The organism is Atlantibacter sp. (assembly GCF_032062175.1).
Lineage (GTDB): Bacteria > Pseudomonadota > Gammaproteobacteria > Enterobacterales > Enterobacteriaceae > Atlantibacter.
Genome location: NZ_DAMBQK010000003.1, coordinates 185,974 through 198,459, shown reverse-complemented (window position 1 = coordinate 198,459; position 12,486 = coordinate 185,974). Strand labels below are relative to the sequence as shown.

Here is a 12,486-nt window from a genome sequence, read left to right as displayed (position 1 = left end):
TGTTAATAAGCAGGAGAAGCACATGTCCGCACTCGATAAAGCAATCAAAGCCGCTGGCTCAGCCAGAAAGCTCAGCCTGGCACTTGGTGTGACAAGTATGTCTGTGAGTCATTGGAAAAATCGTGACCATGGGGTCGTCCCACCAAACTACATCTTTCCCATTTTCAAAATGACCGGCGTAACTCCCCACGAACTGCGCCCAGATCTCTACCCAAACCCAACCGACGGTTTACCAAAGTAGGAGTGCCAGCAATGCAAATACGAACTTTTAAACATGATAGCAGCCCGTCTCCTGGGTCGGTGATATCGAAATATCAAGAGCTTCCGCGAAAATCATGCAAACTCTCGAACATCCGGGAGGCTGTAAAAGCCTGGAACAAGGCAACGCCCGGTGATGCACAAAACTACATCTCGCAGCTGGTCGCGAAGGAGTGGATAGCGCGTGGCGGGCGCGGCCTGTTGCTGGCCGGTTCTGTGCACGGCACCAAGGTTAACTTCTTCCGGATGATTAACACGCCCGGGCCGAAGTACGACAAATACCTCGAAACCCTTATCCCGGTAATCGTAGACGTTATGGCTCGCGATAACGAGAAGGTGGCGCGTGAGTTCGGATTGGTTGAAAAAACCGGGGCTGAGAATTTAGCCAGCTGCATCAAGGAGTGTGGCGAGCTTCATCAGGTAAGGGCACTTGGCGCGCCGGTGAACGTCATCGTGAAGGAAGGGCGCGAGGCGGTCGAGTCGATCATGAATCTGATACCGAAGGAATCCTGGGGTCAGGTATTGGGAGGTTTTATCACCGTAGTTCAGGGAGTTCTGTAATGACAGGTATCCAAAAGACGAAAGCCGCGGTGCTCGAACACCAACGGCTTTCTGGTGCAAATACGGGACGTAAATGCGAGGTCATTATGGCAAATGCATGTACAAAACACCAGGCGAAAGGGGCATAGCAATGTCGAATGTCGCCTACGCCAATTTCGCGGCGCATTCCGCCGCCAGGAGCAACCGGATGGAAAACCAGAAGACCGGATTCATCCCGTTGTACCGGAGTGTTCTCAAACAACCCTGGTCTAAAGATGTTTTCCTGCGAACGCTGTGGGACAACCTTCTGCTGAACGCCGCCCGACAGCCGTACACAGCGAGTTTTAAGGGGCGTCAATGGCCACTGCAAACCGGACAACTGGTGACCACCTCAGCCGATCTGGGGCTGAATCTGTGCGACCGTAACGGAGAGCCAGCGAGCCGCCATGCGGTGGATCGGATGCTCTCATTTTTTGAGAAAGAAGGCATGATTTCCACCGCCGGTGAACGTCGGAAAGGCACTGTGATAACCATCACAAATTATGCACTGTACGCTCAAAAAATAGACAATTTGCCCGCGCATAAAGCCGAGCATAACGGCGAGCATTACCCCGAGCATAACAAACCCAGTAATGGCGCGGGTCTGGAAGGTGATGCCGCGCATAACCCCGCGCAAATAGCCGCGCTTAAACCCGCGCATCATGAACAACAAGGTAATAACAACAATAAAAACATTAAAAGATCTTCGTCTGAGAATTCTGGCGAATCCTCCGACACCCGTCTGAAAAAGTTTTTATCAGCACATCCTGAAGCAGCGATTTACACCCCCAACGCTGCCAAGTGGGGAAACTCTGAAGACCTTCGCTGCGCGGAATGGCTTTTCTCTGTAGTTCAGAGCATCGCTCCTTCTGCCAGAAAACCAAACTATGCCGCCTGGGCTAATGACGTTCGCCTGATGCGTGAGCGTGACCTGCGCACCCATCGCGAAATCGCGCAGCTTTTCCAGTGGGCATGTAGCGACAGCTTCTGGAAGGGCAATGTGCTTTGCCCGGCAACACTGCGGGAGAAATGGCTTCAGCTCGATATCAAGCGCTCGAAGATGCGGACCGGAGAGTCTGTCATCAGACCAAAAATCGATTTCAACAACACAGACTGGATTGAAGGGGTATTCGATGAAAACCTTCGCTGAAAGCATGCAGAACTACGATCGCGAGAACTTCCGCCGTGTAGCGCAAGGAATGCCCGAAGTGCAGGACGCAAGGCACCAGGTTCAACAGGCCGAGCAGGTGGCCGTGATTTTCAACTCTCTGTTCGCCCAGCTGCGCGCCGCGTTCCCGGCAGCAGTAGCCACCATCCGTACCCAGGACGAGTTCGATGAAATCCGTCGCCAGTGGCTGCTGGCGCTGGGCGAAGCCGGTATCGTCAACATGGCGCAGGTGGATGCCGGAATGCGCGTTGCCCGCCGCCAGGAGAAGCCGTTCCTGCCGTCGCCCGGTCAGTTCGTAGCATGGTGCCGCGCCGAGGAAAGCGCCGCTGTGGGTCTGCCTGACCAGAACGAGCTGGTAAAGCTGGTTTACGAATACTGCCGCAACCGCAGCCGTTACAGCGATGCCGAGTCGTATCCGTGGCCTGACAACGACATCACCCCACGCACCGTGAAATACCGCGCCAGCTACTGGCTGGTCACAACCCTGTACCAGCTGATGCGCTCATACGGGCTCACTGACATGGAACTTAACCGCAAGGCTGGCGAGGAGCTGGCGAAAATGGTGAAACGCATTCGCGCTGGTGAAGTGATTCCTGAGCCGGTTGCGCGCCTGCCTGTGCTGGGGAGCAAGCCTGTTACCCGTGAGCAGGGAATGGCGAAAATTCAGGAAATCCGGGCGAAATTTGGGCTTAAAGGCGGGAGGGTTTAATCATGCGCAGCAAAGATCAGATTGCAATAATCACCTTTCTCGAACAGGAGAAAACCGCCACGCCACGTCGGCTGGAACGAAAGCTCGGTTGGACCAACAAACACACCCACGCAATTCTGGGGCGGCTGGTTCGTCTTGGCATCGTGAAAAATATTGGTAAGCCAGCGCACCCTGAATACCGACTTGTTCAACGCTGGCAGGCAAAAATTAGCTCACCCAGGGCTAAGAAATCTAAACCTGCAGCGCCGTCCGTAGCGTCAGTATGCCGCCAGAACTGGCAGGGCTATAAGATTCATAAACTTTTCGGGAGTGCCCGCGCATGAAAGACATGAGCAATGAGCAGTTAATCCGCGCCGCATATGTGGTTGCAAAACTTGAAAGCGCGCAGACGGCGCAGCTGCTGACCGAGCTGGCGGGGCGACTGGACGGCGCACTTGCAGCGGCTCGAACTGCCTGCATGGAGCGTGACGCTTCTGTCAGAGCCGAAATCGAGTGGGAAAAAGCCATGATGCAGGCTGTTGGTGAAGACGGGGTTGGTGATGTAGTTCTGGCGATTGAAAAGCTGATAGCCGGGCGGGATGCTCTGGCGGTTGAGAATGGCGAAATGAAGGGGGAGCCGGTGGCGAAGGTCCTCTCAAGTCGAGCGGGAAACGACACGTCGACGATTGATAAAGCTCTGCCAGCGGGAACTGCGTTATACACCGTGCCGCCAGCGCCGGCGGAGGCTACCACTGATGAAGTTGACGAGGAGATTGAGAACGAGCTGGAGGCCTGGAATGACTGAGCACGTAATCCTCGACATGTGCTGCGGCTCACGTATGTTCTGGCTCGACAAAACCGACCCGCGCGCCGTCTTTTGCGATATTCGCGCTGAGGAGCACGTTCTTTGCGATGAGCGCCGCCTGGTAATTAGCCCGGATGTTATCGCTGATTTCCGCGCGCTGCCGTTCGCCGACGCTACGTTTCCGGTGGTGGTGTTCGATCCGCCGCATCTTGAACGTGTTGGCCCCAATGGCTGGCAGGGTAAAAAGTACGGAAAATTGAACCGGGAAACCTGGCGAGATGATTTGCGTATTGGGTTTGCTGAGGCGTTTCGCGTCCTGAGGCCTCACGGCGTTTTAATTTTTAAATGGAGTGAGGTGCAGATCCCCGTTAGCCAGATACTGGACCTTACCGATGAAAAACCAGCAGTGTGGCAACGTACCGGGAAAAATGACAAAACGCACTGGATTAGTTTTGTTAAGAATGGAGTATCTGAGCGAGCAGAGCATGATCACCTGATGCAATACGCAACCAACCGTATCGTTGAGCTGGAAAACCTGCTGCTGGTGGAAGTGCCGGAAACAGTATGGCCCGCTGAAGTAGGCATGGTCTATTCACAGGTAGAAATCGCCGGGGATCTGCCGGCGCACCACCAGCGTCGCCTGAAGCACCACATCAACCGCATGTGGCTGGAAAAAATGCCGGTACCGGCGATAGTCACTGCGGCCCGTTCGCTGGCTGCTGCCATGGAGAAATACGCGTGAGAGAAATCATCGTTGATAATTTTGCCGGTGGCGGCGGGGCGTCTACCGGTATTGAGCTGGCGATTGGTCGCAGCGTGGATATTGCCATCAACCACGACGAGAACGCCGTCGCGATGCATACAACCAACCACCCGGATACATTGCACTACTGCGAATCGGTATTTGATGTTAACCCGGTGGCGGCGACTGCAGGTCGTCCGGTGGGGCTGGCATGGTTCTCACCGGACTGCCGCCACTTCTCGAAGGCCAAAGGCTCAAAGCCGGTAGAGAAAGAGATTCGAGGCTTGGCGTGGATCGTCATCCGCTGGGCGCTGGCAGTGCGCCCGCGCGTGATGATGCTGGAGAACGTGGAGGAGTTCAAAACGTGGGGGCCTCTGCTGGCGGCGGAGATGCGTCCTGATCCGGCTCGCTCCGGCGAAACCTTTGAGGCGTTCTGCGGGATGCTGTCCGGCGGGATACCTGCCGGGCATCCGGCGCTGGCGGAGTGCTGCGAGTTTTTGGGTATTACTGCCGATGGTGAGCTGGCGCGGCAGCTGGTAACCGGGCTCGGTTACGCCGTCGATTATCGGGAGCTGCGCGCCTGCGACTTTGGCGCGCCGACCATCCGGAAGCGGTTCTTCATGGTAATGCGCTGCGACGGCGTGCCGGTGAGCTGGCCTGAGCCGACACATGGGGACCCGAAATCACCAGCAGTGCAGAGCGGGAAGCTGAAAGCCTGGCGTACCGCGGCGGAATGTATCGACTGGTCAATCCCGGCTCCGTCGATTTTTGACCGCAAAAAGGCACTGGCAGAAAACACCCTCAAACGCATAGCGCGCGGCATTCAGCGCTTTGTGCTGGAAAGCGCTTCGCCGTTTATCGTGAAGTGCAACCATACCAGCAACCAGACGAAATACGACTGCTTCCGGGGGCAGTCGCTGGCGGAGCCGCTGCAGACAATCACCAAAACGCACGGCTATGCGATCGCGGTACCCCATCTGACGAAATTCCGTACCGGCGCAACGGGGCAGACAGTTACAGATCCGGTACCAACCGTAACCGCAGGCACGTCGGCGCGCCCGGGCGGCAATGGTCACGCACTTGGGCTGGTTGAAGCGGAGCTCGCGCCGTTTGTCGCACGCCAGTTCGGTGCCAGCGTCGGCCACCGCGCGGACGAGCCGAGTGCTACGGTTACGGCAGGCGGCGGCGGGAAGTCGCAGCTGGTGACGCCAACCCTAATCCAGATGGGGTATGGCGAGCGCCCCGGCCAGGCACCTCGCGTACTGCAGATGAATAACCCGCTGGGCACTGTCACGGCTGGCGGCAATAAATTCGCAACGGTGAGCGCATTCCTCGCGAAGCACTACGGCGGGAACTACTCCGGCCCGGGCGTCAGCCTGGACGAACCTGCACATTCGGTCACCACCGTCGATCACCATGCTGTCGTCGCCGCGCACCTGATGGTTAATAACACTGGGCACCCTGGCGGTGCTGCTGATCAACCTGCGCATACTGTCACAACGGGTAATCACCACGCTGCGGTCATGTCGCACCTGGTAATGCTGCGCGGCACCTGCCGGGATGGCCGGGTGGTTGATGCGCCAGCGCCGGGGTTAACCGCGGGCGGCCTGCATGTCGGTAACGTTGAGACCAGCCTGGCGACAGAGGGCTACGACGAGCAGCGCGCAGCCCAGGCGCTGGCGTTCCTGCGGGAGTATTGCGGCAAAGACAGCGACGGACTGGTAACCGTGGATGGCATCGTTTACCGCATCGTCGATATTGGCATGCGCATGCTGCAACCCCGCGAGCTGTACGCCGCCCAGGGCTTCCCGGAGTGGTACATCATTGACCGGGACTATCGCGGCGTGAAGTATGCCAAAGATAAACAGGTTGCTAGATGCGGCAATGCGGTACCGCCGCCGTTCGCCGAGGCGCTGGTAAGGGCGAACTTGCCGGAGTTGTGTGGTTTCAAAGTTGAGGCAGCATAACTAAATCGGATGCAACTGGACTTTAAAACCCTCCCGGGTAGGAACATCGGGAGGGTGCAAACAAACCTGAAATTATTCCGGCTTGCTATCGCTGCGATGGCTGTTTCTTCCCCCTTTTTTACCTGCTTCAGATGCGCGTTGCGGGTCATTTTTGAAATTACCGCCGCTTACCTGGCCTCCTTTACGACCCGCTTCCGATGCTCTTTCCCGATTTTCCGCGAAGTTTCCAGAACCACCACGCCGCTGGGTCATAATCACCTCACCGTAAAAATTTATATGGACAGGGACAGAAATTGCATACCTGTTTTGATACGCAATTAATGAATTATAGAAGCGAACCTCCAAAGGGCCTTTGATGCTAAAGCATTATATATGTCCTTAGAATTCCTGTGATTCGCAGGCTTTTTAATCAACGAGTTACAGTCATTTAACTTTTCAAACTTGTGTCGCAATTTGTGCGCTTATCAAGTTGATCATTCTTCCGTATGGGTGTACTGTTTATTTATACAGTATTTTTATGAGAGGGATGATCATGAAGGTTGAAGTCACTATCGAACGTACAAAAAAACTACCTGATGGCGCGATCCCGGCGCTGGAAAACGAACTCTTAAAACGATTAAACAAACGCTTCGAGGGTTGCAAGCTTACTGTGCGCCGGGCACCTAATGACGGGCTTAGCGTTATTGGTGGCGATAAAGATGAAGTGGCTAATATTCTGCAGGAAACCTGGGAAAGTGCTGACGAGTGGTTCAACTGATTGAGTACTGAACTATATCCTGAGGCTGAACAGGGGGATGCTGTGCAAGAGTGTGTTTCAAAATCATCTGAGCCTGACTGGTATGACATTATCAGGCGTTCAGATGGCAAGGTTATTGGTTCTATGCCGTTCGAAAGCCGATGTCTCGTTTACACCAGAAATGGGCTTGTGTCATGCCGCCCGTTGCTGGAGGATGAAGGGGTCTTCAATCTGTCGTCCGGAACCCGTTTTCTTCGCCGCCTCGGCTACCACGTCAATCAACCCTCTGATATTATGATATCAACGGACTGAACACCCGTTGACCTGATGCGCCACGGAGAACACCATGGCGCAGTTACAACTCATCAAGCAGTCCTCAGGAATCCTGATCCCCGCCACGCCGGAGACCAGCGATTTTCTACATTCAAAATGTAAGCTCGGTGCGGTACTTGAAGCTGAGTTCAAACAGGTCCGTAACCCGGCCTTTCACCGTCGTTTCTTTGCTCTGCTGAATCTCGGCTTCGAATACTGGGAGCCAACCGGCGGCGCGATATCTTCCAACGAACGCAGGCTGGTTAACGGTTACGCCAGATACCTTGCCGCCTTTGGCGGGAACGAAAGCGCGCTGATGGATGCCGCTGAGCAATATCTGGAACAGGTGGCCAGCCGCCGCATTACCAATGGCATCAGCCTGTGCAAATCCTTCGATGCCTATCGTGCCTGGGTCACCATCGAGTCAGGTCATTTCGACACTATCCAGTTGCCTGACGGCACACTCCGGAAACATCCTCGCAGCATCGCCTTCGCAAATATGGACGAGACCGAGTTTCAGCAGCTCTACAGGGCCGCGTTAGATGTGCTGTGGCGCTGGATATTGTCCAGGGCATTCAGGGACCAGCGCGAGGCTGAGAACGCCGCCGCGCAGCTGATGAATTTTGCGGGGTGAATATGGCTAAAAAACCTCGTCGAAAATGTATCCACTGCAGGGAGTGGTTTCACCCGATACGGAACGAGCAGGTCGTTTGCTCATTCGAATGCGCCAGCGCTGTAGGCAAAGTGCAGACCGCAAAGAACCAGGCCGACGCTATGCGTGCTGAGAAGAAGCGCCAGCGCGAAGAGGAGAAAGAGCAGCGGGCACGCCAGGCGGAACGGCGACAGGCAGTTAAGCCGCTCAGTTATTTCATCAAACAGGCCCAGCAGGCTTTTAACGAGTTCATCCGGTACCGGGATCGTCACATGCCGTGCATCAGCTGCGGCCGCTACCATGACGGGCAATATCACGCCGGGCATTACCGTACGACCGGTGCCAATCCGGAGCTGCGCTTCAATGAGGACAATTGCCATCGCCAGTGTGCCCCATGCAATAACCACCTCTCCGGCAACCTGACGGCCTACCGTCCGGCGCTAATCGCCAAAATCGGACAGGCCCGCTTTGATGCCCTGATGGGCCCGCACGAATTACGGAAATGGAAACGCGACGACTACATCCGGATCCGCGATGAATACCGCTCAAAGCTCAGACAACTCAAACAGCAGGAGGCCGCATGACTACCGAAAATTATTACCAGATTGGCTGGGCCGCCCTGTTGGCGCTCGTGTACGTACGGGACTGGTTCGAAACGAGAGGGGGAAAGTGGTGAACAGAGAAAACTACAAAATGGACGTTATCCGCCTCCGCTGGCAACGTCTGCGAATTTACCGCTTTCGCGGATCGGTTGTAACGGATTACCGCATATTAAGAAATTACATTAAGACAGCAATGAGGGTTGCCGGATGAATCTGGAGTCATTACCGAAGTACTTTGCGCCGAAATCAATGGTTCCCGGCACCGTTTCATGTGGGACGAGCGGTGACGCATTATCAATAACCGATGTAATGGCAGCGCTGGGTCTGGCGAATTCAAAAGCATCTGTCGGTATCGAGCTGTATCTGGCTAAAGCCGGGGTGCTGGCACCGGATAACATAATTGCGTTCTTAACCCGGCTGGCAGAACGGCGTGCCAGCCGTAACCAGTCGATTCAGAAAATGACTGTAGCCGCGAGAGAAGATTTCCTGCGTATTCTTGCCGGTTTCGTATTCCGCGATTATTCACTGAGCGCGGCAAGCCTGGTGACGTGCCAGAGTTGCGCAGGGGCGGGCTTTATTGATGCAGAAGTCTTTACCAACAAGGTTACCTGGCCTGACGGCAAACCGCCGAAGTGGGTCAGTACCACAAAAGGGATTTCTCCCTCCGACTGGGAAGTATGGAAATCAGTACGCGAGCAGGTGCGGGTGATTTGCCAGCCCTGCAACGGGAAAGGGAAGGTGAAGAACGAATGCCGTTGCCGTGGGCGCGGAGAAGTACTCGATAAAAAGAAATCGCAATTACAAGGTGTGCCGGTTTACAAACAGTGCCCCAGATGCAAAGGGCGCGGATTCCCCCGACTGAAAGATACCGAGGTGTTTAAGGCGCTCGGTGTTACTGAAACCACCTGGCGGCGAAACTACAAATTGCTGTTCGATCGCCTTGTTGAACAGTGCCACATAGAGGAGTCACAGGCTCAGACAGCATTAAGCAGGGTGACGCATTAAGAAGCTGTTGCAAACGTGGCGGAATTTGGCTAATCTCGCTTCAACGATGGGATATTACGCCCATGACGTTTACAAGATTAAGAACCTCGCTACGGCGGGGTTTTTTTGTTTACAGCATACCGTCAGCATATGTACCTTTATATACAAAATTTAACATTTGGGGTAAGTATGAAAATTCACGGTTGTTGTTTGCAATGTATTATGGAATCTGGGTCTCCCGATTTGGATTTTTTCACTATACCTTATTTCGAAGATCGTATTGGTTACGTTAAATGTTCGCGTGGACATACCACTCAATTACTTTTACAAAGTCAAAAGTTTGAAGTGCTAATGGAGTCAGGTGCGATAGCGCTACTTAATGATTTCTCCTTAGAAGCATGTGCAACATTTTACTCGGCTCTGGAACGCTGTTACGAATTTGCTATACGTGTATTTATGATTAACCGTGGGATGGCTGCTGAGGCATTTAACCTATTGTTTAAACAAATGTCGAATCAGTCAGAAAGACAGCTGGGAGCATTTTTGACGCTTTATCTCACAGAGACTGGAGAGATGTTTAAACATGACAATGATCTTGCAAAGTTCCGAAATAAAGTAATTCATAAAGGTTGGATTCCTACATGTGAAGAGGCTTTTGAGTTTTGCTCAAAAATCCATGCGATTATTTTACAAATCACAGATATGCTTCGATTAAATTTTTCAGATGCTGTTCAAGAGGTTGTTTGGTGTGATTTAGTTGAAAGAGAAAATAAACTCCAGCCAGACATACCTTATGCCACTAGCTCCGGAACAACTTTTTTTAATTTGGCTTTTTCTGAAAATAAAACCTCGTTTAATGAGGCTCTTGAACACTTATCAAAATCAACGCAGTTTCGAAAAGCTGAAAAGTAAAATTTATAAAACTTAAATAGATGAACAAAAGGCCCACTCCGACGGGCCTTTTTATTTCCCCTCATTCCTGAGAGGACTCACCACTAACGAGGGGGCGTAATGTCCGAACCTTTTTCCGGTACCGCAGCCGCAGGTAGCGCGCTGACCGGCGCCAGCATTTATGGACTGCTTACCGGCACTGATTACGGCGTTGTGTTCGGCGCGTTTGCCGGGGCCGTGTTCTACGTGGCCACCGCTGCCGACCTGACGATTTTCCGCCGTTCTGCGTATTTCGTTGTGTCGTATTTTGCTGGCGTGTATGGCTCCGGGCTGGTGGGTTCGTGGCTGGCGAGCATAACCGGCTATGCCGATAAACCGCTGGACGCGCTCGGCGCGGTAATGCTGTCTGCCGTGGCAATCAAGACACTGACATTTTTCAGTGAACAGGACCCGCTAAAGCTGCTGGCACGCTGGAGAGGGGGAGCTAATGGTAATTAACGATCCGCTGGTGCTGACAAACGTGGTGGCCTGTGCCGCCATTGTTCTGCGCCTGATGATGTTCCGTAAGCCTGGCGGGAAACACAATCCATGGGCGTCATGGCTGGCCTACCTGATAATTCTGGCGTATGCGTCGGTGCCGTTCCGGTACCTGTTTGACTCCTACCTGCATACCCACTGGGCAACCGTGACAATCAACCTGATTATCTGCGCCGCCGTGTTCAGGGCACGGGGTAATGTGGCGCGGCTCTTCTATGTCCTGAGGTCTGAATGAAGCAATCACAATTTCAGCTGGCGGCTGGTATAAGCGCCGGATTATCTGCGCGCTGGTTTCCGCACATCGATGCGGCCATGAAAGAATTCGGCATCACCGCGCCAGCAGACCAGGCGATGTTTATCGCCCAGACGGGGCATGAGTCCGTGAGTTTTTCCCGGCTGGTGGAAAGCATGAATTACAGCGTGGCAGGCCTGGCGAATTTCGTCCGCGCCGGGCGGCTCACACAGGACCAGGCAAACGCGCTGGGCCGTCGCTCGTATGAAAAGGTGCTGCCACTGGAACGGCAGCGCGCCATCGCCAATCTTGTGTACAGCAAACGCCTGGGCAACAAAGCCCCGGGTGATGGCTGGAAGTATCGCGGTCGCGGCCTGATTCAGATCACCGGGCAGGCAAATTACACCAAATGCGGTACCGCGCTAAAACTCGATCTGGTTACCAGCCCGGAACTGCTTGAGCAGGACCGCAACGCGGCGCGTTCGGCGGCATGGTTCTACTCAACCAGCGGTTGTTTGCTTTACTCCGGCGACCTGGCCCGCGTCACGCAAATCATTAACGGCGGACAAAACGGGCTTGAAGACCGTCGACAGCGTTACAACCGGGCGCGGAGTGCGCTGGTATGAAGCTGCGATTTGTACTTCTGGTGCTGGTGGTCGCAATCTCCGCCACCGCGCTGATTTCATGGCGTTCTGGATGGAATGCCCACGCCGACCATATCAACGCACTGGCGGCGGACAAAAAGCAAAAGGCCGAGAGAGCCATCCAGCCGGTAGAGAATAAAGCCGCTACGGCTACCGCCGAAGGGAAGGTTATCTACAAAACAATAACCCGCGACGTGGTGAAATATGTTCAGTCTCCAGACCGTACCAGGTGTGATTTTGATAATGAGTCTGTGCGGCTGCGCCAGCGTGCCATCGACGCTGCCAACTCCATCAGCGGATTTGATGCAGGAACCGTGCAGGGCAAGTAATGCTGGTGCAGACAGCGACGCAGACCTGCAGGCGGATATCGAAACGGCAGAATGCCTGCGCCAGCTGCGACTCGACAAGTACCGCTGGCAGGCCTGGTATAACGCGTTGCTTTAAAACAGTACGCCGGGCAGCTATTGCCACCCGGCTTATGGTTACTCAGTCAGCTCCTTTTCATTTAGCTGTTCAAAGTAAAAGTCATAACGCTTCAGAAACCACATCCTGCAGTCTTCATCCATATTACCGGTTATAGCATTAGTACACAGATGTCGACCATGGAAACGCATCCGGGCAAAGCTGTAGGCAAGAAAATCTAAATCCCGGGAAGATACAACACACTTTTTACTCACTACCTGCATACA

19 protein-coding genes and 1 pseudogene are annotated in these 12,486 nt (G+C 54.1%); 18 read left to right on the top strand and 2 right to left on the bottom strand.

The annotated features are described in order from the left end of the window. Nucleotides 1-22 precede the first annotated feature (22 nt). From RT120_RS04945 to RT120_RS04910, 8 genes and pseudogenes are all read left to right on the top strand, one after another. Nucleotides 23-241, top strand: coding sequence for a YdaS family helix-turn-helix protein (locus RT120_RS04945; RefSeq protein ID WP_312980142.1), 219 nt, complete (start codon nt 23-25; stop codon nt 239-241). Nucleotides 242-252: 11 nt separating this feature from the next. Beyond that, nucleotides 253-819, top strand: a complete 567-nt coding sequence (locus tag RT120_RS04940) for a hypothetical protein (protein WP_312980140.1) — start codon at nt 253-255, stop codon at nt 817-819. Nucleotides 820-1,006: 187 nt separating this feature from the next. Next, nucleotides 1,007-1,987: a replication protein gene (locus tag RT120_RS04935; protein WP_312980405.1), complete on the top strand. Its 981-nt coding sequence runs from the start codon at nt 1,007-1,009 to the stop codon at nt 1,985-1,987. After that, the gene (locus tag RT120_RS04930) at nt 1,971-2,714 is read left to right on the top strand and encodes a replication protein P (RefSeq protein WP_312980137.1); all 744 of its coding nucleotides are present in this window, start codon (nt 1,971-1,973) and stop codon (nt 2,712-2,714) included. The genes RT120_RS04935 and RT120_RS04930 overlap by 17 nt, the downstream gene beginning before the upstream one ends. 2 nt (nt 2,715-2,716) lie before the next feature. Further along, entirely contained in the window at nt 2,717-3,037 is a 321-nt protein-coding gene (locus RT120_RS04925; RefSeq protein ID WP_312980135.1) for a hypothetical protein, read from the top strand. Further along, complete coding sequence (locus RT120_RS04920) at nt 3,034-3,498, top strand: hypothetical protein (RefSeq protein WP_312980133.1); 465 nt, start codon at nt 3,034-3,036, stop codon at nt 3,496-3,498. Before RT120_RS04925 ends, RT120_RS04920 begins: the two co-directional genes overlap by 4 nt. Further along, a pseudogene (locus RT120_RS04915) lies at nt 3,491-3,958 on the top strand (class I SAM-dependent methyltransferase); the annotation flags it as partial. The gene RT120_RS04920 and the pseudogene RT120_RS04915, both read left to right, overlap by 8 nt. A 278-nt stretch (nt 3,959-4,236) precedes the next feature. Next, nucleotides 4,237-6,207: a DNA cytosine methyltransferase gene (locus RT120_RS04910; protein WP_312980131.1), complete on the top strand. Its 1,971-nt coding sequence runs from the start codon at nt 4,237-4,239 to the stop codon at nt 6,205-6,207. A gap of 72 nt (nt 6,208-6,279) precedes the next feature. On the opposite strand, the gene RT120_RS04905 is transcribed toward RT120_RS04910, so the two are convergent. After that, on the bottom strand, nt 6,280-6,459 hold the full coding sequence (locus RT120_RS04905) for a general stress protein (RefSeq protein ID WP_125293529.1): 180 nt from the start codon (nt 6,457-6,459) through the stop codon (nt 6,280-6,282). 280 nt (nt 6,460-6,739) lie between these two features. Here RT120_RS04905 and RT120_RS04900 point away from each other — a divergent pair, with 280 nt between their 5' ends. The 10 genes from RT120_RS04900 to RT120_RS04855 all read left to right on the top strand — a co-directional run bounded on the left by RT120_RS04900 (nt 6,740) and on the right by RT120_RS04855 (nt 12,126). Further along, a complete protein-coding gene (locus tag RT120_RS04900; protein WP_312980129.1) occupies nt 6,740-6,964 on the top strand; it encodes a DinI-like family protein in 225 nt (74 codons plus the stop codon). Nucleotides 6,965-7,289: 325 nt separating this feature from the next. Then, nucleotides 7,290-7,889 carry a DUF1367 family protein gene (locus RT120_RS04895; protein ID WP_312980126.1) on the top strand — a complete coding sequence of 200 codons (600 nt, stop codon included), beginning with the start codon at nt 7,290-7,292 and terminating at the stop codon, nt 7,887-7,889. A gap of 2 nt (nt 7,890-7,891) precedes the next feature. Beyond that, entirely contained in the window at nt 7,892-8,491 is a 600-nt protein-coding gene (locus tag RT120_RS04890; RefSeq protein WP_312980124.1) for a recombination protein NinG, read from the top strand. A gap of 109 nt (nt 8,492-8,600) precedes the next feature. Next, nucleotides 8,601-8,720 carry a YlcG family protein gene (locus tag RT120_RS04885; RefSeq protein ID WP_312318317.1) on the top strand — a complete coding sequence of 40 codons (120 nt, stop codon included), beginning with the start codon at nt 8,601-8,603 and terminating at the stop codon, nt 8,718-8,720. Further along, nucleotides 8,717-9,514: an antitermination protein gene (locus tag RT120_RS04880; RefSeq protein ID WP_312980121.1), complete on the top strand. Its 798-nt coding sequence runs from the start codon at nt 8,717-8,719 to the stop codon at nt 9,512-9,514. The genes RT120_RS04885 and RT120_RS04880 overlap by 4 nt, the downstream gene beginning before the upstream one ends. 168 nt (nt 9,515-9,682) lie before the next feature. Then, nucleotides 9,683-10,405 carry a hypothetical protein gene (locus RT120_RS04875; RefSeq protein ID WP_312980119.1) on the top strand — a complete coding sequence of 241 codons (723 nt, stop codon included), beginning with the start codon at nt 9,683-9,685 and terminating at the stop codon, nt 10,403-10,405. A 99-nt stretch (nt 10,406-10,504) separates the two neighbouring features. Continuing rightward, nucleotides 10,505-10,882 (top strand): phage holin family protein, encoded by a 378-nt coding sequence (locus RT120_RS04870; RefSeq protein WP_312980117.1) that lies wholly within the window; start codon nt 10,505-10,507, stop codon nt 10,880-10,882. After that, nucleotides 10,872-11,156: a phage holin family protein gene (locus RT120_RS04865; protein WP_312980115.1), complete on the top strand. Its 285-nt coding sequence runs from the start codon at nt 10,872-10,874 to the stop codon at nt 11,154-11,156. The genes RT120_RS04870 and RT120_RS04865 overlap by 11 nt, the downstream gene beginning before the upstream one ends. After that, a complete protein-coding gene (locus RT120_RS04860) occupies nt 11,153-11,779 on the top strand; it encodes a glycoside hydrolase family 19 protein (protein WP_312980114.1) in 627 nt (208 codons plus the stop codon). Before RT120_RS04865 ends, RT120_RS04860 begins: the two co-directional genes overlap by 4 nt. Beyond that, a complete protein-coding gene (locus tag RT120_RS04855; RefSeq protein ID WP_312980112.1) occupies nt 11,776-12,126 on the top strand; it encodes a hypothetical protein in 351 nt (116 codons plus the stop codon). The genes RT120_RS04860 and RT120_RS04855 overlap by 4 nt, the downstream gene beginning before the upstream one ends. Before the next feature lie 153 nt (nt 12,127-12,279). On the opposite strand, the gene RT120_RS04850 is transcribed toward RT120_RS04855, so the two are convergent. Next, a complete protein-coding gene (locus tag RT120_RS04850) occupies nt 12,280-12,483 on the bottom strand; it encodes a glycogen synthesis protein GlgS (protein ID WP_312980110.1) in 204 nt (67 codons plus the stop codon). Between the last annotated feature and the right edge of the window lie 3 nt (nt 12,484-12,486).